This window comes from Enterobacter sp. Ap-867, assembly GCF_011752855.1.
Lineage (GTDB): Bacteria > Pseudomonadota > Gammaproteobacteria > Enterobacterales > Enterobacteriaceae > Cedecea.
Map to the genome: position 1 here is coordinate 117,388 of NZ_VWWS01000003.1, position 21,037 is coordinate 138,424.

Consider the following 21,037-nt stretch of genomic DNA (forward strand, 5'->3'; position numbering starts at 1 on the left):
CCGATTACCGATGAAAAAAATGTTTCGTTTCTTTCTGGTTTTGCTGATTGTGCTTGGCATCGCCGCCGGTGCAGGCATGTGGAAGGTGCGCCAGCTGGCAAAAGCGCCGTTGCCGATCAAACAGGAAACCATTTTCACCCTGAAGCAGGGCACCGGACGTTTAGCTCTGGGCACTCAGCTTTATGAAGAGAAACTGATTACACGCCCGCGTGTTTTCCAGTGGCTGCTGCGCGTCGAGCCGGATCTGGCCAAATTTAAGGCTGGTACATACCGCCTCACGCCAGGGATGACGGTCACCGATATGCTCCGCCTGCTGGCCAGTGGGAAAGAGGCGCAGTTCCCGCTGCGTTTTGTGGAAGGTATGCGCCTGAGCGATTTACTCGAGCAGCTGCGAGATGCCCCATACATCCAGCACACGCTAAAAGACGACAGCTATGCGACCGTGGCGGAGACGCTGAAATTTGAGCACCCTGAATGGGTCGAGGGCTGGTTCTACCCGGACACCTGGATGTACACCGCCCACACCACGGATGTTGCTTTGCTTAAGCGCGTGCATCAAAAAATGGTTAAAGCCGTGGCGCAGGCCTGGGAAAGCAAAGTTGATGGCTTGCCCTATAAAACCGAAAACGACCTGGTGACCATGGCCTCGATCATCGAAAAAGAAACCGCGGTCGCGGCCGAGCGTGACCAGGTGGCGTCGGTGTTTATTAACCGCCTGCGTATTGGCATGCGCCTGCAAACCGACCCCACCGTTATCTACGGGATGGGCGACAGCTATAATGGTAAGCTAACGCGCAAAGATCTCGAGACTCCCACGCCGTATAACACCTATGTGATTAGCGGCCTGCCGCCGGGCCCGATTGCGGTGCCGAGCGAAGCGTCTCTGCAAGCGGCGGCGCACCCGGCAAAAACGCCGTATCTCTATTTTGTTGCTGACGGTAAGGGTGGTCATACCTTTAGCACCAACCTCGCCAGCCATAACAAGGCGGTGCAGGTCTATATCAAAGCTCTTAAGGATAAAAATGGACAGTAAATTTATCGTCATCGAAGGCCTGGAAGGCGCCGGGAAAACCAACGCCCATAACGTGGTCGTGGCGACCTTAAAAGAGCTGGGTATCAGCGAGCTGACCTTCACGCGTGAACCCGGTGGCACGCCGCTAGCCGAGCGCCTGCGTGAGTTAACGCTCAACAATGCCGGGATCGGTGATGAAAAGGTGACCGATAAAGCCGAAGTGCTGATGTTCTACGCGGCGCGCATCCAACTGGTAGAAACGGTGATCAAACCGGCCCTGGCGCGTGGTAGCTGGGTCATCGGCGATCGCCACGATCTCTCCACCCAGGCCTATCAGGGCGGCGGGCGTCAGATTGACCAGCAGTTATTGATGGCGCTGCGCAACACCGTGCTGGGCGATTTTTATCCTGACCTGACGATTTATCTCGACGTGACGCCTGAAGTGGGGTTAACCCGCGCCCGCGCCCGGGGTGAACTTGACCGCATTGAGCAGGAATCTATCGACTTCTTTAACCGCACACGTGCGCGTTATCTGGAACTGGCAGGCCGCGACAGCCGCATTAAAACCATCGACGCAACGCAGCCGCTGGATGACGTCTCGCTGGCCGTGCGTGAGGCCGTGCTGACCTGGTTCCGGGAGCAGCAATAGTGAAATGGTATCCGTGGCTTCGCGGCGCGTTTGAGCAGCTTATCGGCCAGTATCAGGCCGGGCGTGGGCATCATGCGCTGCTGGTTCACGCGCTGCCGGGCCTGGGGGACGACGCGTTAATCTACGCCCTGTGCCGCTGGCTGATGTGCCAAATCCCGGAAGGCAATAAAAGCTGCGGCCATTGCCATAGCTGCCAGCTGATGCAGGCGGGTACGCACCCTGACAGCTACTCCCTTGAAGTAGAAAAAGGCAAATCCAGCCTCGGAATTGATGTCGTGCGTGACATCACCGAGAAGCTTTATGGCCACGCCCAGCAGGGCGGGGCGAAAGTCGTCTGGCTGAAAGATGCCGATCTGCTGACCGAGGCCGCGGCGAACGCGTTGCTGAAAACGCTGGAAGAGCCGCCAAGAAATACCTGGTTCTTTCTGAGCAGCCGCGAACCCGCGCACTTGCCCGCAACGCTGCGCAGCCGTTGCCTTTATTGGCACCTTGCGCCCCCGGATGAGCGTTTTGCTCTGGCATGGCTGGGCCGCGAGACAACGGCCTCTGCGGAAGAGCTTCAGGCCTCGCTGCGGCTTAGCTCCGGGGCTCCTGCCGCCGCGCTGGCGCTTTTGCAGCCCGAACAGTGGAAGGCCCGGCAGCAGCTCTGCGAGAAGCTCACTCAGGCTGGGGAAGCGAACAACCTGCTGGCGCTTTTGCCGGCATTAAACCATGAGGACGCTGCCCGCCGCGTCCACTGGCTTTGCGCGCTGCTGGTTGATGCCCTCAAGTGGCAGCAGGGGGCAGGGGCGTGGCTCACCAACGCGGATATGCAGCCGCTGGTGGCAAGCCTCGGCGGGCGTTATTCCCCGGCCGTGCTGCAAAGCCTGCTTCACCACTGGTTTACCTGCCGCGATGCCTTGCTTAACGTGGTAGGTGTTAACCGTGAGCTCCTGCTCACGGAAAGTCTTCTTACGTGGGAGCGTCTGGCTCAGCCCGGCGCACTGCTTCACTCACATCATCTCTAAGAGTATTACTATGTTTCTGGTCGACTCACACTGCCATCTCGATGGCCTGGATTATCAATCCCTGCACAAAAACGTTGATGACGTTCTGGAAAAAGCGGCCGCCAGGGACGTGAAGTTTTGCCTGGCTGTGGCGACTACCCTTGACGGTTATCGGGGAATGCGTGAGCTGGTCGGGGAGCGTAACAACGTGGCCTTCTCATGTGGCGTACATCCGCTGAACCAGGACGAAGAGTACGACGTTGAAGAGCTGCGCCGCCTGGCCGCCGAACCTGGCGTTATCGCAATGGGGGAAACCGGGCTGGATTACTTCTATACGCCGGAAACAAAACCGCGTCAGCAGGAATCTTTCCGGAACCATATCCGTATTGGCCGCGAGCTGAACAAGCCAGTGATCGTCCACACCCGTGATGCCCGCGCCGATACGCTGAGCATTCTGCAGGAAGAAAAAGTGACAGAGTGCGGCGGGGTACTACACTGTTTCACGGAAGACAGAGAAACGGCGGGTAAACTGCTTGATATGGGGTTTTACATCTCTTTTTCCGGGATAGTGACCTTCCGGAATGCCGAGCAGCTGCGTGACGCCGCGCGTTATGTCCCGCTGGACAGAATGCTGGTGGAAACGGACTCCCCGTATCTTGCACCAGTGCCACATCGCGGGAAAGAAAACCAGCCTGCTATGACGCGTGATGTTGCCGAATATATGGCCGTACTGAAGGGCGTTTCGCTGGAAGAACTGGCTATTGCCACCACGCAGAACTTTGCTGATTTGTTCCACGTCCCCTTATCCCGCCTGCAATCTCTCTGAAATTCATAGTTATTTTAAAGCTCGTAATTAATAGCCTAAGCGAGTAAAGTGCACCGCCATAAAATGAGCGGTGCACGCTCGTTTTGAACCATTTGTAAGCGTGTTATGTAAATTAATGAAAGTTTTTCGCGCGATCGGCTGAGAAACGTGATAGCCGTCAAACAAAGTTTTCGTTATTTATTTTACTCTGCGTAATAAATAAAAGGACACTTAGATGTCCTGTTTATGAACCGGTTCTCCCCCCGGTTCGATGCGTAAATGCGTACAAAAAAAGCACAAATACTCAGGAGCACTCTCTATTATGTTTAAGAATGCATTTGCTAACCTGCAAAAGGTGGGTAAATCGCTGATGCTGCCAGTCTCCGTACTGCCTATCGCAGGTATCCTGCTGGGCGTCGGGTCTGCAAACTTCAGCTGGCTGCCGGTCGTTGTCTCTCACGTTATGGCGGAAGCGGGCGGTTCAGTCTTCGCCAACATGCCGCTTATCTTCGCTATCGGTGTGGCACTGGGCTTCACTAACAACGATGGCGTATCTGCCCTGGCGTCGGTTGTTGCCTATGGCATCATGGTGAAAACCATGGCCGTGGTCGCGCCTCTGGTCCTGCACCTGCCTGCGGAAGAAATTGCAGCTAAACACCTGGCGGATACCGGCGTGCTTGGCGGTATTATCTCCGGTGCAATTGCGGCATACATGTTCAACCGTTTCTACCGCATCAAGCTGCCTGAGTATCTGGGCTTCTTCGCCGGTAAACGCTTTGTACCGATTATCTCCGGTCTGGCGGCTATCTTCACCGGCGTAGTGCTGTCCTTCATCTGGCCACCAATCGGTACGGCTATCCAGACCTTCTCTCAGTGGGCTGCATACCAGAACCCGGTTGTTGCCTTCGGTATCTATGGCTTCATCGAGCGCTGCCTGGTACCGTTTGGTCTGCACCATATCTGGAACGTTCCATTCCAGATGCAGATCGGTGAATACACCAACGCTGCGGGCCAGGTGTTCCACGGCGACATCCCTCGCTACATGGCAGGTGACCCGACTGCGGGCAAACTGTCCGGCGGCTTCCTGTTCAAAATGTACGGCCTGCCGGCTGCGGCCATTGCTATCTGGCACTCTGCTAAACCAGAGAACCGTGCAAAAGTGGGCGGGATCATGATCTCCGCGGCGCTGACTTCGTTCCTGACCGGTATCACCGAGCCAATCGAATTCTCCTTCATGTTCGTGGCCCCGATCCTGTACATCATTCACGCGATTCTGGCGGGTCTGGCATTCCCTATCTGTATCCTACTGGGCATGCGTGACGGGACGTCCTTCTCTCACGGTCTGATTGACTTCATCGTGCTGAGCGGTAACAGCAGCAAACTGTGGCTGTTCCCAATTGTCGGTATCTGCTATGCGATCGTGTACTACACCATCTTCCGCGTACTGATTAAGGCACTGGATCTGAAAACCCCGGGTCGTGAAGACGCCACCGCAGAAACCACCGCTGGCGTAACCAGCGAAATGGCACCTGCTCTGGTTAGCGCTTTCGGCGGTAAAGAAAACATCACTAACCTCGACGCTTGTATCACCCGTCTGCGCGTTAGCGTGGCCGACGTGGCAAAAGTTGACCAGGCTGGCCTGAAAAAACTGGGTGCAGCAGGTGTGGTTGTCGCAGGTTCCGGCGTTCAGGCTATTTTCGGCACCAAGTCCGATAACCTGAAAACCGAAATGGATGAGTGGATCCGTAACAACTAAGTTTGTTCGGGGAGCGATAAGGGAGGCGAAAGCCTCCCTTTTTTGTTACTGAAAAAAGACGAATTTGTTTTAAAGGCCAGCACTTAACGAAAGAAAAGCGTGCAGAAGGTTGAGTCAAATGAGCGCCTCGCTCATACTCCCAACACCGTTTTCTCCTTCAAGGAACAGCTCATGGCCGAAGAAACTATTTTCAGTAAAATTATTCGTCGTGAAATTCCGGCGGATGTGGTTTACCAGGACGAACTGGTCACCGCGTTTCGTGATATTTCCCCTCAGGCACCCACCCACATCCTCATCATTCCAAACGTGCTTATCCCAACGGCCAATGACGTTAAAGCTGAACACGAGCTTGCGCTGGGGCGGATGATGACCGTTGCAGCTAAAATTGCAGAACAGGAAGGGATTGCCGCTGACGGCTACCGCCTGATCATGAACTGCAACCGACACGGTGGGCAAGAGGTGTACCATATTCACATGCACCTGCTGGGTGGCCGTCCGCTTGGCCCAATGCTGGCGCATAAGGACTGAGCCTATGTCGCGCTTTTCCCTGAGTCTGTTAGCGCTGCTGCTGGTGGCGGGCTGTAGCTCTAGCCCCGCCATTCCGGTGAACAACGACCAAACCCTGGTCATGGAATCTGCGGTGCTGGCGGCCGGGATTAGCGCGGAAAAACCGGATATCTCTCAACAGAATGGTGCCACGGTGGCCGAATCATCGCTGTATAATGAGCAGCATAAGCCGGTCACGCTGTACTACCGTTTCTACTGGTACGACAAAAAAGGGCTGGAAATCCACCCGCTTGAGCAAGTGCGTACCGTTACCCTCCCGGGGCAGTCTTCGCAGCGTATTGAATCGACTGCAGCCTGGCCGGGAGCCAAAAAAGTACGTCTTTCTCTCTCTGTAAGGAGCGAATTTTGATTAGGGGACTTCATCGTTATCTGGCCGTCACTGCGGTGGCGCTGATCCTGACCGGGTGTATTAATCGCGGCGAACAGCCTGCCCCGGTAGAAGAAGTTAAACCTGGCACAGAGCAGCCTGCTCAGCCGGAGCCTACCGTGCCAACGGTACCGACCGTGCCGACGCAGCCTGGCCCTGTGGAACAACCAGAGCCTACTATTCCGCCTCAGCCTAAGGTTCGCACCTATGACTGGAACAGTGCCATGCAGCCGATGGTCAGCAAAATGCTGCAGGCGGATGGCGTGACGCCGGGTAGCGTGTTGCTGGTGGACAGCGTCAACAACCGCACCAATGGCAGCCTGCAAACCAGCAGCGCGACTGAAGCCTTGCGCGGCGCGCTGGCCAACAACAACAAGTTCACGCTGGTTTCTGCGCAGCAGCTCTCGATGGCTAAGCAGCAGCTTGGGCTTTCCCCGCAGGACAGCTTAGGTACGCGAAGCAAAGCGATTGGCATTGCGCGTAACACCGGCGCACAGTACGTGCTTTACACCAACGCCAGCGGCAACGTGAACACGCCCACGCTGAAAATGCAGCTGATGCTGGTGCAAACTGGCGAAATCATCTGGTCGGGTAGCGGTGCTGTTCAGCAAACCAACTAAAGCATCGCTCGATGCGGCAGTGACTCGATACCTTCCGGCGGCTCAGGCCGCCGGTTGTGTTTCTGCGCTCGAGGGACTGAGCGGCACAAGCTACCGCGTAGAGACAGAAGCCGGCAGCTTTACGGCAAGAAAGCTGCCCGAACAGCGCTTGCCGGGGATTTCCCTTCGGCGGCATCATCGCGCGCTCAGGCAGTTGCCCGTCGGCATCGCGCCCGAGCCCTGGTGTCTGGCGGAAGGCTGGCTGTTCACCCGCTGGCTTGACGGCGAGGTTTTGCCGAACCTGGCCCCGCTCACTGAATTAACGGGCTTATTGTATTATCTTCATCGGCAGAAACCGTTCGGCTGGCGCATAAGCCTGGCTCCGCTGCTTGAGTTTTACTGGCAGGAAAGCGACCCAAACAGGCGAACCCTGACCTGGCTGCGTGAATTAAAGCGCCTGAAGCGGCGTAGGGAGCCCAGGCCTCTGCGGCTGGCCCCTCTGCATATGGATGTTCACGCGGGAAATCTGGTGCGGCAACCGGGCAATCGCCTGGGGCTTATTGACTGGGAATACGCCGGGGATGGCGATATTGCGCTGGAGCTGGCCGCCGTGCTGGCGGCAAACACCGTCGACAGTAAAGCGCTGCTGGAGTTGTATGCTGCTCAGGCTTCACTCAGCCTTGACGTCCTCAATCGCCAGGTTGCGCGCTGGCGGCCGTGGATAGCGTTACTTATGGCGTCCTGGTATGAATGCCGCTGGCGGCAAACCGGGGAGCAACATTTTATTACGCTGGCAGACGACGCGTGGCGCGCGCTGCGGGCGAGCAAACATCAGGAGAGAGTATTGTGGGCCCAGTAATGTTGGATGTGGCCGGCTTCGAGCTGGATGCGGAAGAGCGTGAAATTTTGCAGCACCCGCTGGTGGGCGGTTTGATTCTTTTTACCCGCAACTACCACGACCCGGAGCAGCTACGTGAACTGGTGCGCCAGATCCGTGAAGCTTCGCACCATCGTCTGGTTGTTGCCGTCGATCAGGAAGGCGGCCGCGTGCAGCGCTTCCGCGAAGGGTTTACCCGTCTGCCTGCGGCACAATCTTTTGCGGCACTCCGCGGCCTGGAAGAGGGCGGCAAGCTGGCGGCTGAGGCTGGCTGGCTGATGGCGAGCGAAATGATCGCCATGGATATCGACATCAGCTTTGCGCCGGTGCTGGATATCGGGCACATCAGCGCGGCCATTGGGGAACGTTCCTATCATGAAGATCCGGCCAAAGCGCTGGCAATGGCCACGTGTTTTATCGATGGGATGCATGCTGCGGGCATGAAAACCACCGGTAAACACTTCCCTGGCCACGGGGCGGTCACCGCCGACTCGCACAAAGAAACCCCGCACGACCCGCGCCCGAAGGCGGAAATCCGCGAGCATGACATGCGCATTTTTGCCTCACTGATTCGCGAGAATAAGCTGGATGCCATCATGCCTGCCCACGTTATCTATGATGAAGTCGATCCGCGTCCGGCTAGCGGCTCTGAGTATTGGCTAAAAACGGTCCTGCGCGGCGAACTGGGCTTTAATGGTGTGATTTTCTCCGATGATTTGTCGATGGAAGGCGCGGCTATCATGGGCAGTTATGCCGAACGCGGTCAGGCATCGCTGGACGCCGGTTGCGATATGATCCTCGTCTGCAATAATCGTAAAGGGGCGGTGAGCGTGCTTGATAACCTGTCGCCGGTCAAAGCAGAACGTGTTACAGGTTTGTATCATAAAGGGTCATTTACCCGCGATGAGCTGCGTTCATCCGATCGCTGGAAGCAGGTGAACCAGCAGCTGGAAGCGCTGCACGAGCAGTGGCAGGCGCATAAGGCGGGCTAATATTCAGGTAATGAGGATGCGATGATAATCTATTTGCACGGTTTTGACTCAAACAGTCCTGGAAACCATGAAAAAGTGCTGCAGCTTCAGTTTATCGATTCCGACGTGCGGCTGATCAGCTACAGCACGCTGCATCCGAAGCACGACATGCAGCATCTGCTGAAGGAAGTCGACAAGATGCAGCAGCTTACCGACGACGAACGTCCCTTAATTTGCGGCGTGGGTCTCGGCGGATTCTGGGCGGAGCGCATTGGTTTTCTCTGCGATATGCGGCAGGTTATTTTTAACCCGAACCTTTACCCCCATGAAAACATGGAAGGGAAGATCGACAGGCCGGAAGAGTACGCGGATATCACCACCAAGTGCGTGCCAAACTTCCGTGAGAAGAACCGCGATCGCTGCCTGGCTATTCTCTCGCGCAACGACGAAGCGCTGGACAACCGGCGCACGGCTGAAGCGCTGCATCACTACTATGAAATCGTCTGGGACGAGCAGCAAACCCACAAATTCAAAAATATCTCCCGGCATTTGCAACGTATCAAAGCCTTTAAAACCCTGGGCTAAATTTTCCCGTCATACTTCAAGCCGCAGGTGTGTTGGCTGCACCTGCTATTCGGCTCATCCATGAGCCTCACCCTAAAGGGCCGCTGCGAGCAGCGTTCAAATCTATTCCCGACAGATTTGTCACCCCAGTCACATAGTTAGCTATGCTCCTGGGGTTTCTCAGCTTTGCCGCCGTCCTGCAACTCGAATTATTTAGGGAAAATGTCATGGTCAGCCTCGCGCTGGCCTTTTTGTTTATCTTTTCGGCATAAAAATTGATGTACATCAATTTTGGTATGACCAATGCACCCTTCATGTTATTCTCGATAAAGTTTGGCGTTAAGCGTGCAGTAACCCTTTGTTAATTAAAGGTTATTTAGATAACTTTTAATTAACAATTGGTTAATATTTTAGGGGGTCAAGTTGACTACACCATTGAAAAAAATAGTGATTGTTGGCGGCGGCGCTGGTGGTCTGGAGCTGGCGACTCAGTTAGGTAAAAAACTGGGGCGTGGCAAAAAAGCCAAAATTACGCTCGTCGACCGTAACCACAGCCACCTGTGGAAACCGCTGCTGCATGAAGTGGCTACCGGTTCGCTGGATGAAGGCGTGGATGCGCTGAGCTATCTGGCCCACGCGCGCAATCATCATTTCCAGTTCCAGCTGGGTTCCGTGGTGGATATCAACCGCGAAAGCAAAACGCTGACCATCGCCGAACTGCGCGATGAAAAGGGCGAGCTGCTGGTGCCTGAGCGCAAGCTGCCATACGACACGCTGGTGATGGCGCTGGGGAGCACCTCCAACGACTTCAACACCCCTGGCGTGAAAGAGAACTGCATCTTTCTCGACAACCCGCATCAGGCGCGTCGTTTCCATTCCGAGATGCTAAACCTGTTCCTGAAATACTCCGCCAACCTCGGCGCAAGCGGCAAGGTTAACATCGCTATCGTTGGTGGTGGCGCGACGGGCGTTGAGCTGTCTGCTGAGCTGCATAACGCCGTTAAGCAACTGCACAGCTACGGCTACAAAGGGCTGACCAACGAAGCGCTGAACGTCACGCTGGTGGAAGCCGGGGAGCGCATTCTGCCTGCGCTGCCGCCGCGCATTTCTGCCGCCGCGCACAGCGAACTGACCAAGCTTGGCGTTCGCGTGCTGACGCAAACCATGGTGACCAGTGCCGAAGCGCATGGCCTGAACACCAAAGACGGCGAGTTCATCGAAGCGGATCTGATGGTCTGGGCGGCGGGCATTAAAGCGCCAGACTTCATGAAAGATATCGGCGGCCTTGAAACTAACCGCATTAACCAGCTGGTGGTTGAGCCAACGCTGCAGACCACGCGCGACCCGGATATCTATGCTATCGGCGACTGTGCATCCTGTGCTCGCCCGGAAGGTGGTTTCGTGCCTCCTCGCGCTCAGGCCGCGCACCAGATGGCTTCCCGCGCGCTGACTAACATCCTTGCGCAGATGAAAGGCCAGCCGCTCAAAGCTTACAGTTATAAAGATCACGGTTCACTGGTTTCATTGTCCAAATTCTCCACCGTGGGTAGCCTGATGGGTAACCTGATGCGCGGCTCGATGATGGTGGAAGGCCGCATCGCCCGCTTCGTGTACATCTCCCTGTACCGTATGCACCAGATTGCGCTGCACGGTTATTTCAAAACTGGCCTGATGATGCTGGTGGGCAGCATCAACCGCGTGATTCGTCCACGCCTGAAGCTGCACTAAGTTTTATTTCCTTCCGAAACCCGGCCCCGTGCCGGGTTTTTTATTGCCGGGAAGCAGCATAACATTCGGCATATTCCTGGCGGATTGCTCGGAGTTGTCTTAAACACACGTTTTCACCGCACGATCCCGCACTTTTGATCCGTTGTCTGATTTCTCAATATTGTCACTGCAGTGCAAAATTAGGTTAACAACAAGGTCAGGAGGATGTCCTGTGAATAAATCAATGTTAGCGGGTATAGGTATTGGCGTGGCCGCTGCGCTGGGCGTGGCTGCGGTAGCCAGTTTGAACGTGTTTGACCGTGGTCCCCAGTATGCACAGGTGGTGTCAGCGACGCCAATCAAGGAAACGGTTAAAACACCGCGTCAGGAGTGCCGCAATGTGGCCGTGACGCACCGCAAACCTGTTCAGGATGAGAACCGTATTTTAGGTTCTGCTCTGGGCGCGGTGGCCGGGGGCGTCCTTGGTCATCAGTTTGGCGGTGGACGCGGGAAGGATGTTGCCACGGTCGTGGGCGCGCTGGGCGGCGGCTACGCCGGGAACCAGGTGCAGGGCGCGATGCAGGAGGGGGATACCTACACCACCACCCAGCAGCGCTGCAAGACTGTGTATGACAAATCAGAAAAAATGCTCGGTTATGATGTGACCTACAAAATCGGCGATCAGCAGGGCAAAATCCGCATGGATAAAGACCCTGGCACTCAGATCCCGCTGGACAGCAAAGGCCAGCTGGTGCTGAACAAAGCCTGATACCGAGTCTTAAAATATAAACCCGCCTTTCGGCGGGTTTTGTGTTTCTAGTGCTCGCCGCGCAGCGTTTGCTGCAGCGTCAATAAAACCCTGACTTCCTGAATTCTGCGGCGGGTTAAGGCGGGAATCGTCACAGGAGCCTGCTCAAACAGTGTTTTACCGGCAAAAATGACCTCTCCGAGGCAGCGGTCGTACAGCGGCCCGCTGATATCCAGTTTTACCTCGTCGTCAACGCTCAGGGTTTCATTCACCCCGCGTCTGTCGACGGCAATCACTCTGCCATCTTTCAGCACGATATTAATACCTTTTTGCCCCCCTGCGGGCCCGGCATATTTGTTCAGCTGCAGCACGCAGGGGATGCCGCCCATTTCCCCGCGCAGCAGCGCCTGGCCCTCTGCCGTGGTGACATCGCCGGGCACAATGCCGTTGCCGAGCCGGTCTTTGGCAAGCAGCAACTCCAGCTCCAGCGCTTCGTCAGCGCCCGCCTGCATCAGCGTTTCGCGCATCATCGCCAGCACATGCGTGCCGATGTCCACGATAACGCCGTCCGGGTGGTGCAGCGCACGAGTATCAGGCTCGCCGGTGGCAAAATTCAGCGCAATCGGCTCTCCGACGGCATTAAACCCGCTGGGCTCCAGCAGGAATCCCTCGATACGGTCGATATCTTCGAGGCGGTCGATAAAACGTGCCGCATCGGTTCTCACCATCCAGTGATCCAGGGCGAGCACCCGCGCGGCAATGGCCGGATCGCTCAGCAATGATGTCAGTTCGTCCAACTGCTGAAGCGTTGCCGAGACGGGTTTTTCCACCACGACGGGCAGCGAACTTTGCTGTAGCACCTGCTTCAGGATCGGCCAATGCTGGAGCGATGACGTGGTGATAAACACCAGGTCAAGCGGCAGCGCCAGAAGCTGGGTTAGGGAGGGGAGAAGCGTGATGGCATCAGAGCGGTAGCATGGGGCGGGATCAAACCCATAGCAAACCACATCGCGCCGGGCGAGTCGCTGAATAGCTGGCAGGTAAGCCGTTTCTATTACGCTGCCCACGCCAATAAACCCAACTTGCATATCGTCTCCGGTCATAAGAGAGGAAAATATCCCTTATTTTTAAAAGACTATTTTACGCGGGTCGAGGGATAAACTGTTAGGAAGGGTAAGCGTGTGAACTTGCCCGGCAGCTGCCGGGCAAGGAAGAGGCTTAGAACAGCACAGAGTAGTTCATGCCGAAGGTGCGACCACGGCCTTTGTAGTCATACAGCGAAGCAGGGCCGTAGCCCGGGCTGTAGTACAGTGGCGCACGCTGGCCCCAAACGGTGGTGTAATCACGGTCAAAGACGTTTTCGACGCTAAAGCTGAGTTTACCCACCGGAAGCTCGTAGCTGCCCAGTAAATCAACAGTGGTGTAACCGTCGATGCTGTAGCCTGCCGCGTCGCTTACGTTAAACGACGTTGTGCTCTGCACGCGAAGGCTCCACGGATCTGGTGCCCAGCCAATATAGGCGGTCGCTTTCGACGGGCTGGCGACTTTCACGTCATATTTCTGCCAGCTGCCGTTAACTTTTGACTCGGTTTTTAAGACGTTGAAGTTAGCGCCGGTGCTCCAGTTGGTGTCTGGAATAAAGTAGTCCACCGCGCCTTCCACGCCGTAAATACGACGCTTGTCGTCAACAACGCTGATGGTCAGGTCTTTATTCGCCAGCACGCTCTTATCGGACAGCGAGTAGTAGGCGGCAATCTGCGTGCGCAGGCTGTCGCCGGTGTAGCGCCAGCCCAGTTCGTAGGAATCAACCTTCACGCCCTGCAGTTTGCTCGCGCCGACGTTGACGCTGTTGGTCAGCGGCAGGTGGCCGTTAACCGCCGCGCCATAGGTGCCACGGCCGTAGTATTTACCCGGATCAGGCAGCTCCACGCCCTGGGAGAAATTCAGCCAGGCCTGTTGGCGCTCGGTGATGTGCATCAGCAGGCCGGCGTTGAACAGGAAGTTGTCGTAGTCGGTGGAGCCGCCAGGAATGGCGTCAGCAGATTTTGCCGTGCCGGCCGCGATTTGCTGCTGCTGCGCGTAGCCGATGAAATCATCAATCTTGTTCTCGGTGTACTGGTAACGCACGCCGCCGCTCAGGGTAAAGATCTCGTTGATGTCATAGCTGGACTGCAGGAACGCCGCCATGTTGCTGATGTCATACGCCGGGTAACGTCCGGTGGTATAGATTTTCTGGTTGTTCAGGCCACCGGAGGCGCTGGCCTGTGCCAAATCGAAGAACATCTGGTTGGAGGTGAAGCGCTCGTGGTCCGCGTCCAGGCCGTAGGTCAGCTGCCAGCCGTCGAGCGGCTTGCTGTTCAGCGTCAGCTTCGCGCCGTACTGATTAGTATCCTGCTGGGAAGAGGAGAACGCCGTGGCTTTTTTGTTGGCGTTTACCGTCGGGAACGGATAGAACAGCAGCGATTCATCGCGGTAGTAAACCTGGCCCACCAGCTCCTGACCGAGGAAGTCGCTGTTGGAATACTGCATGCTGATCAGGTGGCGCTCTGTGCCCGGAACACGGTCAGAGTTCAGTCCTTTGCTCACGTACGGGCTGCTTGTCCCGCTGATGGCAGAGAAGTTTTTCCCGAGGTTCAGGCCGTAGTCGTCGTCGCCCTTACTTTTGTAATACTGGGTAACGAGCTGCAGCTGCTGGTTTTCATCGATATTCAGCGTGCCGGTACCCATCACGTCCAGGCGGTCGGAATACTGTAACCCGGTCTGGGTGTTGTCGAGCAGGGTGGCATCACCGTTGCCGTCAAACCAGCCGCCGAATTTCTGATAGGCCACTGACGCACGGCCAGAAATATGGTCGTTCCCGCCGGAAATGGCACTGGCGACGCGCTCATCGTGGTCTTTGCTGCTGTTAAAGCCGCTCTTGATCCCGGTCTCAAACTCTACCTGTGTATCCTTCTGGCCTTTTTTGGTCACGATATTAATCAGACCGCCGGTACTGCCGCCGCCGTACAGGGCGGTCGCGCCGGAAATGACTTCAATATGATCGATGTTGAACGGATCGATAGAGTCCAGCTGGCGGCTGTCGGTACGGGAAGAGTTGAGACGCACGCCGTCAACCAGCACGACCAGCGGGCGACCACGGACGTTCATGCCGTAGTTGGTACGGCTCTGGCTGCTGACGTCGAGGCCGGGGATCAGCTGGGCCAGCGCATCTTTAAACTCTTTGCCGCCCTGGATCTGCTGCTCCAGTTCGGCTTTCTCGATCACCCAGGTGGTTTGGGCCATCTCGGCGACGGTGCGGTTGCTGCGGTTGGCGGAAACTACCATCGTCTCGTCACTGGTTTGCTGTGCCACTGCCGGCGCCATCATGGCGAGCAGTAACGGATTGAGCGCCCAAAGCGTTTGCTTTTTGGTTATCATCATTGTTCCTTCATACGGGCTGACAAACATCGGCCCAAATATGCTGTGTCCTCGTCATTCTTCAATTTGACGCGGGGTTAACGGTTACCCCCGTCCCGCAGTGGCCTGCGTGCCGGGGGATAAACTCAGTTAGCGCCGGGCTGCATTTCGAATGATTTTGAGGAGTAGTGAGTTAAGGACGCAGCGCTGTGCTGCGGTTTTTCCCGGCTGCCGCTGCGCCATTGGATCAGCGCGGGCGGCGTACTGAGATCGAACAAATCACGCCCCAGCGCGCGATTCAGAATTCTGGCAGAGCGCCACGCCATCAGGCTCAGCTGCGGCTCGGCAATGCCGTGGGTTTGCATGCTGGCGTTGACCGCGAAGATGTTATTTCCGGCCGGGCCATTCCACTCCAGCGTAAAGTCGTCGCGCACTTTGAAGTTGCACTCATCCAGCATCGTCATGCGTGACATTAACGGCGAAAGCATTTGCGGCAGCGTAGGGCGGTAGCCGGTGGCGAAAATCACCACGTCGCTGTCCAGCGTGTCATAGCCCTTGTCCAGATGGTGTTCCAGCAGCAGCTGCCAGCCCTGGCCACGGCTTTCAAGGCCTGTTACAGAGCGGCTTGGCAGCAGGCGAGCATTGCGCGGCAGCCCGAGCACTTCAAAGCGGTGATACAGCTCGCGGTAGATGGTCAGCAGCGAATCGGCGGTAATGCCGTCGGAGGTCATCTTCTGCTCATCGAGCATTTTCTGCCGCGCGCCTTCATTCAGGCCCACAAAGCCGGTGACGTATTCCGGCGTGAAGTATTCGTTGGCAAACGCGGCTTCATCCAGCGCGTTAAAGTTATTGCGGCGTGAAACCCAGTTCACTTCGGCAACTTCGCCCCAGGCGCCACGGAACGCATTCAGGAACAGGTCGGCACCGCTTTGCCCGCCGCCAACCACCGTGACGCGTTTCCCGGCCAGATTCGGCAGACGCAGGCTCATTTCGCTGGCGTGGAAGCAGGTTGGCGTGGCGGTTTTTACGCACGGCGGCAGGTGAGGCTGCTTGCCAATGCCGAGGCAAATGTTGCGCGCCAGCGTTTCCCCCTGGCTGGTCTGCACCACAAACAGCTTGCGCTGCTCGTCGAAATCAACGCGCTCAACCGTCTGGTTAAACTGCAGGTTGTTCATGCCCTCTGCGGCCCAGCGCAGGTAGTCCGAAAACTCATCGCGCGAGACGGTGCGCAGCTCGGTGGTCAGAAAACGGTAGAATTTTTTACGTTTCACCAGGTAGTTCACAAAGCTGAACGGGCTGGTGGGGGCCACGGCGCTGACCAGGTCTTTCAGGAACATGGTCTGCATATGGCAGTCCGGCACTAACATGCCCGGGTGCCACGCAAAGTCAGTGCGGCTGTCAAAGAACTGGCTGCTAAATCCCTCTGCTTCGTGAGACAGCGCCGCAATGCTCAGGTTAAACGGGCCGATACCTACGCCAATAAAATCAACAGTGTTTGTCATAATTCAATCCCTGGTTACCAGCCACAGCGGGTTTTGCAGATCCTCGAGGTAATTCGGCAGCATGCGGCTGCCGCCGTCCTGGTCAGGCCAGGTCAGTTTTACCGGGTTCAGCACAACGCGGATGATTTGTGGCTTAAAGAGTGAGAAAAGCGCAAAACGCGCCGACATTTGCGGGTGTTCCTGCATGTAATCACTCAACACTGCGGCCAGCAGCTGATAAAAGCGTCTCTCCGGCACGCCAAGGCGGGCCATGAGCGGCGAAACAAAACGCAGCACCGTCACAAAATGGCCGGTCTGCAAATCATGAATTAAATAGTCGGCGCTCAGGCGGGCGGTCACATCCCGCACTTCCTGAGGCAGGGAGTCCATCTCCGGGAACTCATCCTTCACCAGACGCATATCGCCCTGAAAATCTTTCAGCAGCACGCGCTGCGGCACGCCGTCTTTCATGGCGAGCGTAATATTTTGTCCATGGGCGATCAGCGCCACGCCATAGCGGCAGAGCAGGTGATACAGCGGCACCACCACCACGCGGAACATCTGCGTCAGCCAGGCTTCTGCATCCATGCCGGAGCGGGCAATATAGGCCCCGATCAGCGGCTGATTGTTTTCGTCGCACTCCATCAGGGTCGCCATCAGAATCGGCGTCTCGTCAGGCTTCAGCCAGCGGGTCGGGTTCTCGCGCCAGATAACGCCCAGCATCTCCTGGTAGCGATAGGGCGCCTGAGCCAGCGCGGCGTAGCCCTCATGAGAAACATAGCCGGCAGCCGGTTCGCCGAGGATCACCGCCCCGGTTTTCACCAGCGTGCTGTCGGTAGCAAAGACGTTCTGCAGCCAGCGGGAAGCCAGCGGCCCGGCGGCAATGTACTTGCCCGGAATACCGCGGTAGCAGGAGGTGTTGTAAATCGTCAGCGGCAGCTTGATGTCTAACCCGCCCTGGCGGCTGGCGTTGGTCAGGGTGCGCAGCGACTGCTGGGCCAGCCACTGATCGCCAAATTCGCCCAGAGACACCATCTTGCCTTCGGCGAGATCGGCCACGAAATCCAGCGCAATTTTCTGCTGCCACTGCCACGGATGCACCGGCAGCGGCAGCCAGTTATCATCCAGGCCATTGTTCTGCCACGCCTGCGTAAAGCGGGCCAGCTCCTGCTCGTCCATCGCGGCGGCGATAAGCTGCTGAATATCCAGTTCGCTATCGCAGCGCCAGACCATATGTTCGCGTTTAACCGCCAGCCAGTGCAGCTGGAAGGTATTGGCATACTCCGGCGCATAGCGCTCCAGCGCCTCTTTGCCCCAGCCGCGACGCCCTTTGTTAAAGGCAAATTTCGGGTGGCCGCTCAGCAGGCACTGCAGGCGGTCAGCGTCGAGATCGATCAGGTTATCAGCGCTCATGCCGCGGCGCGCTTTCAGCAGCTGCAGGTCGCCCAGCAGCGTGGCGTACAGATCCTGCATATGCTCGGCCACGGTGGCGTCGCTCATCGACAGCACCGGCTTGAGCTGCATGAGCAGCGTCTGCGCTAGCACAGGCTCGTCCGCACAGCGCAGCGTCTCTGCGTCTACCCACAGCCAGCCCCAGATGCCGCGCTCGGCGTTAAAATGCCACTCGGCCCCGGCTAAGCTGATGCAGTAGCGATTTTCGCCCAGCGATTCGGCCTGAAAAACCTGCTCGTACTCCAGCTCAGCCAGCATTTTGGCTACCAGCTGGCGGTTAACGAAATCCCAATCCTTGCGATTCATTACAGGCCTACCTCGCTAAAGAAGTTGTGGCGGTCAGCCATGACCAGGCGTGAACGCTTGTGCGGGAAGTCAAATTCCTTGCGCGTCACATAGCCCGCAGGCTCCAGATGCTTGAACAGACGCTGGTTGTCGGCGCGCGGCTCCAGCACGGTGCGCTGCGTGCGCGGCTCGTCCAGCAGAAGGTAGTGGGTTAAGCCACGCAGCCAGCTTTGTACATAGTGCGCGCCGCGCCACTGCTGCTCGCCCACCAGCAGATGCAGGCCGCGATCAAACGGCTGCCACGGGTAATGGCGGCCGATGCGATCTTCCGCTGCCCAGTAAATTTCGAAGTAGCTGAACGGCTGGTCATCAAAGCAGCCGATCAGCGGAAACGCATGTTTTCCGGTGAGCTGGCGCTCCAGATACGCGGTTTGTACCTCCCGCGAGCCGCTTTGCTCCCAGAAATAGTCCACGCGCGGATCGTTCATCCAGCGGGTAAAATGTTCTGCGTCCAACGCCGGATCGGCCACGCGGAAACTCAGCGTTTTGCGAACGCGCGGATCGTAGCGGCGGTAAACTTCACCGGACGGGCGGGCAGGGCGCAGCGGGTAATAGATCTCGCGCTCAGCGTCAAATACCATTTCGCCGGAAGCATGCTTCGCCGGAGCGCTGAGCCACAGCGGTTGCTGCCAGAAGGTTGCGCGGTGAACGATGTCGCTTTTCAGCAGATCGAACAGCACCAGCGCCTGCGGTTCTTCCCGCCATTCGGCGTAAGGCAGCACGATGGAAGTAAGCTGCGGTGCCGCGACGAACATCTGATCCAGCGCATCGCGCAGCCAGCCTGCAGGCAGTTCGCCCGGCCAGTGCAGGACCGCGCCGCCGTCCTGGCCCCAGCTCAGATTCAGAGGCTTATTGAGCTTTTCACAGCACAGCCCGTGGCCGCCGTGAACAATAGATGCCTGAAACATTCAGCCCTCCTGAGCCAGCAGCGGGTTTACAAAGTCGAAGTAAATCACCGAAGGATCGACGATGGTGTTTTCGTTATGGTCGTGCAGGTAGCAGAAGAAGTTCCCCTTCACGTTCCAGTGCGGGCTTTCCAGCACGTAGTCGAGGCAGGTTTTATGCGTCACCTCGTCACGCACGGCGCTAAGCGCGCTGCGTACACGGCTCATCAGGTTCACTTCGCTATCCAGCCCCGCAGCACCCAGCGCGGCGGTCACGGCGAAGGTCGAATTGACCAGCAGGTAGTAAGGGAAGTAGCGCAGCAGCTGTTCGCGGGTGAAGACGTTTTCCGCCTGTGCTTCGCCAATCATGTCGAGCCAGCCTGCGGCATGCGGCATAAAAGCGCTGCCCTGGCAGTCGCGGTAGATAAGCCCGACCGGCAGATCCTGCTGCATCTCCACCAGAATATTTTGTTGGTGAGCGAGGAGAACCAGGCCGTAATCCGCTTCGGCGGTAAACAGCGGCTTCAGCACCTGCTGGCAATAGGCGTCGACCCAGGCGTGTGCAGCCTGTTTCGGCGTGATCCTAAGACGAGAGCTCAGGCGGTTCACGGCGGCAACCAGCAGGGAATCTCCGCCGTCCGGGGCTGACTGGGTCAGGGAAACCAGGACGTTAGTCTGGCTCTGCGGCTGCTCAACCAGCAGGTTTTCGCGCAGGGCAAACAGGCTTTCTTCCATGATGTTGCCGTGGAGATCGCGCAGTCCGGCCCAGCCGTCTTCCTGCATCACGCGGAAGGTCGGGAAGCGGGCCTGCAGCGTTTGCCAGCGGTCAGTTTGCGCCAGGCGCGCCAGGCGCATGCCGCGTTTAACTTCTTTTACCGACAGCGTACGCACGGAGTTGGTCAGGCGCACGCTCAGAGAAAACTTGATCATGTCGCGGCTGGTGGCGCAGTAAAGCGAGCGCGAAGAAGTGGTCGGCAGCCATGGTGCACCGGCTTCGCCTAAATCTTTCACCAAACCTTTGGCGACCAGCTGCTGGCACCAGTCCTGCTCCAGCAGATAGCCGGCCTGCCACGGATGCAGCGGGAACAGCCATTGATTGTCGCTGAGCTCGCTCAGCAGCTGCGGCGCATTTTCAGCCGCAAAGCGCGTCAGGCGCTGCTGCAGATTGAGGTGCAGACTTTCGCCCGCCAGGTAGCTTTTATCTACGGCGAACCAGCGCAGCGGGAAATGCGGGGCGAAGTCAGGCAGATAGCGCTCGGCTTCCTGCTGGTTAAACGGTTCGTGGGATTTTGGCGCCGGGTGAAAGGCGTGTCCCACCAGCAATGCCTGCTCGGCTTCGCCAAAATTCAGCGCTTTTTCGCGCAGCCCATTCCAGTCATGACGGGCTTCAATCGCCTGCTGCGTGTGGGCATGGCTTTCCATTACGCGCTGATAAAACGCTTCGCAGCCGGTGGCTGGCAGCATCTGCTGGTGCTGGAGTTTATCGACAATCAGCTGGGAAAGGGTGGTGAAGTCTATCGGCTGACTGCCGGTGGCAGTGACCAGACGAGCCGGGAATTCGAAGCGGTGATGCTGGGTGGGAGAGAAATAGGCCACTTTGAAGTAGAGCGCCTGCTGTTCCCCCAGGGGGATAATGAGTTCGGCTGGGTGGCTGTCGGTCAGTCGCCAGTCGCTGGTTTCACGGACAAGGGAATTAAGAAAGCACTGTGCGGCCACATCCCAGGCCAGAGTTTTATTTGGCAAAGTCATCATCAAACAGTTTCCACGCGTTATGATAATGCGAATTCTGCCGATAACGTTTCTCATTATCAATAACAATTGTTAGAATAGATAAAATTAATTTTACAAATACGCACAATAACCACACGGGT

The 21,037-nt window shown here is 57.1% G+C and carries 19 protein-coding genes; 13 read left to right on the forward strand and 6 right to left on the reverse strand.

Going from position 1 to position 21,037, the window contains the following annotated elements; genetic code table 11:
- The first annotated feature begins 10 nt into the window (after positions 1-10).
- The 13 genes from yceG to F3J26_RS11060 all read left to right on the forward strand — a co-directional run bounded on the left by yceG (position 11) and on the right by F3J26_RS11060 (position 11,629).
- Positions 11-1,033, forward strand: coding sequence for a cell division protein YceG (yceG, locus tag F3J26_RS11000; RefSeq protein WP_166993764.1), 1,023 nt, complete (start codon positions 11-13; stop codon positions 1,031-1,033).
- Positions 1,023-1,661 (forward strand): dTMP kinase, encoded by a 639-nt coding sequence (gene tmk, locus F3J26_RS11005; RefSeq protein ID WP_166993766.1) that lies wholly within the window; start codon positions 1,023-1,025, stop codon positions 1,659-1,661. Before yceG ends, tmk begins: the two co-directional genes overlap by 11 nt.
- A complete protein-coding gene (gene holB, locus F3J26_RS11010; RefSeq protein ID WP_166993768.1) occupies positions 1,661-2,668 on the forward strand; it encodes a DNA polymerase III subunit delta' in 1,008 nt (335 codons plus the stop codon). Before tmk ends, holB begins: the two co-directional genes overlap by 1 nt.
- A gap of 10 nt (positions 2,669-2,678) precedes the next feature.
- Complete coding sequence (locus F3J26_RS11015) at positions 2,679-3,473, forward strand: metal-dependent hydrolase (RefSeq protein ID WP_008453460.1); 795 nt, start codon at positions 2,679-2,681, stop codon at positions 3,471-3,473.
- 301 nt (positions 3,474-3,774) lie between these two features.
- The gene (gene ptsG / locus F3J26_RS11020; RefSeq protein ID WP_008453459.1) at positions 3,775-5,208 is read left to right on the forward strand and encodes a PTS glucose transporter subunit IIBC; all 1,434 of its coding nucleotides are present in this window, start codon (positions 3,775-3,777) and stop codon (positions 5,206-5,208) included.
- A 171-nt stretch (positions 5,209-5,379) separates the two neighbouring features.
- The gene (hinT, locus tag F3J26_RS11025; protein WP_008453457.1) at positions 5,380-5,736 is read left to right on the forward strand and encodes a purine nucleoside phosphoramidase; all 357 of its coding nucleotides are present in this window, start codon (positions 5,380-5,382) and stop codon (positions 5,734-5,736) included.
- Between the two features lie 4 nt (positions 5,737-5,740).
- Positions 5,741-6,124: a YcfL family putative periplasmic lipoprotein gene (locus F3J26_RS11030; RefSeq protein WP_008453455.1), complete on the forward strand. Its 384-nt coding sequence runs from the start codon at positions 5,741-5,743 to the stop codon at positions 6,122-6,124.
- On the forward strand, positions 6,121-6,762 hold the full coding sequence (gene lpoB, locus F3J26_RS11035; RefSeq protein WP_008453453.1) for a penicillin-binding protein activator LpoB: 642 nt from the start codon (positions 6,121-6,123) through the stop codon (positions 6,760-6,762). Before F3J26_RS11030 ends, lpoB begins: the two co-directional genes overlap by 4 nt.
- Entirely contained in the window at positions 6,740-7,600 is an 861-nt protein-coding gene (gene thiK / locus F3J26_RS11040) for a thiamine kinase (RefSeq protein WP_166993770.1), read from the forward strand. The genes lpoB and thiK overlap by 23 nt, the downstream gene beginning before the upstream one ends.
- Positions 7,588-8,610, forward strand: coding sequence for a beta-N-acetylhexosaminidase (nagZ, locus tag F3J26_RS11045; RefSeq protein WP_166993772.1), 1,023 nt, complete (start codon positions 7,588-7,590; stop codon positions 8,608-8,610). Before thiK ends, nagZ begins: the two co-directional genes overlap by 13 nt.
- Positions 8,611-8,631: 21 nt before the next feature.
- A complete protein-coding gene (ycfP, locus tag F3J26_RS11050; protein WP_166993774.1) occupies positions 8,632-9,174 on the forward strand; it encodes an alpha/beta hydrolase YcfP in 543 nt (180 codons plus the stop codon).
- A gap of 402 nt (positions 9,175-9,576) precedes the next feature.
- Positions 9,577-10,881 (forward strand): NAD(P)/FAD-dependent oxidoreductase, encoded by a 1,305-nt coding sequence (locus tag F3J26_RS11055; RefSeq protein WP_008453443.1) that lies wholly within the window; start codon positions 9,577-9,579, stop codon positions 10,879-10,881.
- Positions 10,882-11,092: 211 nt separating this feature from the next.
- Positions 11,093-11,629 (forward strand): glycine zipper 2TM domain-containing protein, encoded by a 537-nt coding sequence (locus tag F3J26_RS11060; RefSeq protein ID WP_008453441.1) that lies wholly within the window; start codon positions 11,093-11,095, stop codon positions 11,627-11,629.
- A gap of 47 nt (positions 11,630-11,676) precedes the next feature.
- On the opposite strand, the gene F3J26_RS11065 is transcribed toward F3J26_RS11060, so the two are convergent.
- The 6 genes from F3J26_RS11065 to iucA all read right to left on the reverse strand — a co-directional run bounded on the left by F3J26_RS11065 (position 11,677) and on the right by iucA (position 20,915).
- Positions 11,677-12,696, reverse strand: a complete 1,020-nt coding sequence (locus tag F3J26_RS11065; RefSeq protein WP_166993776.1) for a Gfo/Idh/MocA family oxidoreductase — start codon at positions 12,694-12,696, stop codon at positions 11,677-11,679.
- A gap of 130 nt (positions 12,697-12,826) precedes the next feature.
- Positions 12,827-15,028 (reverse strand): ferric aerobactin receptor IutA, encoded by a 2,202-nt coding sequence (iutA, locus tag F3J26_RS11070; protein WP_008453436.1) that lies wholly within the window; start codon positions 15,026-15,028, stop codon positions 12,827-12,829.
- A gap of 122 nt (positions 15,029-15,150) precedes the next feature.
- On the reverse strand, positions 15,151-16,506 hold the full coding sequence (gene iucD, locus F3J26_RS11075; RefSeq protein ID WP_166993778.1) for an NADPH-dependent L-lysine N(6)-monooxygenase: 1,356 nt from the start codon (positions 16,504-16,506) through the stop codon (positions 15,151-15,153).
- A 3-nt stretch (positions 16,507-16,509) separates the two neighbouring features.
- Complete coding sequence (gene iucC / locus F3J26_RS11080; protein ID WP_166993780.1) at positions 16,510-18,243, reverse strand: aerobactin synthase IucC; 1,734 nt, start codon at positions 18,241-18,243, stop codon at positions 16,510-16,512.
- Positions 18,243-19,190: a GNAT family N-acetyltransferase gene (iucB, locus tag F3J26_RS11085; RefSeq protein ID WP_166993782.1), complete on the reverse strand. Its 948-nt coding sequence runs from the start codon at positions 19,188-19,190 to the stop codon at positions 18,243-18,245. Before iucB ends, iucC begins: the two co-directional genes overlap by 1 nt.
- Positions 19,191-20,915: an aerobactin synthase IucA gene (gene iucA, locus F3J26_RS11090; protein ID WP_166994050.1), complete on the reverse strand. Its 1,725-nt coding sequence runs from the start codon at positions 20,913-20,915 to the stop codon at positions 19,191-19,193.
- Positions 20,916-21,037 lie beyond the last annotated feature (122 nt).

What these genes read in the sequence shown, in the direction of transcription:
- yceG (WP_166993764.1), top strand. Translation starts at nt 11, where the DNA reads ATGAAAAAAATGTTTCGTTTCTTTCTGGTTTTGCTGATTGTGCTTGGC.
- tmk (WP_166993766.1), top strand. Translation starts at nt 1,023, where the DNA reads ATGGACAGTAAATTTATCGTCATCGAAGGCCTGGAAGGCGCCGGGAAA.
- F3J26_RS11015 (WP_008453460.1), top strand. Translation starts at nt 2,679, where the DNA reads ATGTTTCTGGTCGACTCACACTGCCATCTCGATGGCCTGGATTATCAA.
- ptsG (WP_008453459.1), top strand. Translation starts at nt 3,775, where the DNA reads ATGTTTAAGAATGCATTTGCTAACCTGCAAAAGGTGGGTAAATCGCTG.
- hinT (WP_008453457.1), top strand. Translation starts at nt 5,380, where the DNA reads ATGGCCGAAGAAACTATTTTCAGTAAAATTATTCGTCGTGAAATTCCG.
- F3J26_RS11030 (WP_008453455.1), top strand. Translation starts at nt 5,741, where the DNA reads ATGTCGCGCTTTTCCCTGAGTCTGTTAGCGCTGCTGCTGGTGGCGGGC.
- ycfP (WP_166993774.1), top strand. Translation starts at nt 8,632, where the DNA reads ATGATAATCTATTTGCACGGTTTTGACTCAAACAGTCCTGGAAACCAT.
- F3J26_RS11065 (WP_166993776.1), bottom strand. Translation starts at nt 12,696, where the DNA reads ATGCAAGTTGGGTTTATTGGCGTGGGCAGCGTAATAGAAACGGCTTAC.
- iutA (WP_008453436.1), bottom strand. Translation starts at nt 15,028, where the DNA reads ATGATGATAACCAAAAAGCAAACGCTTTGGGCGCTCAATCCGTTACTG.
- iucD (WP_166993778.1), bottom strand. Translation starts at nt 16,506, where the DNA reads ATGACAAACACTGTTGATTTTATTGGCGTAGGTATCGGCCCGTTTAAC.
- iucC (WP_166993780.1), bottom strand. Translation starts at nt 18,243, where the DNA reads ATGAATCGCAAGGATTGGGATTTCGTTAACCGCCAGCTGGTAGCCAAA.
- iucB (WP_166993782.1), bottom strand. Translation starts at nt 19,190, where the DNA reads ATGTTTCAGGCATCTATTGTTCACGGCGGCCACGGGCTGTGCTGTGAA.
- iucA (WP_166994050.1), bottom strand. Translation starts at nt 20,915, where the DNA reads ATGACTTTGCCAAATAAAACTCTGGCCTGGGATGTGGCCGCACAGTGC.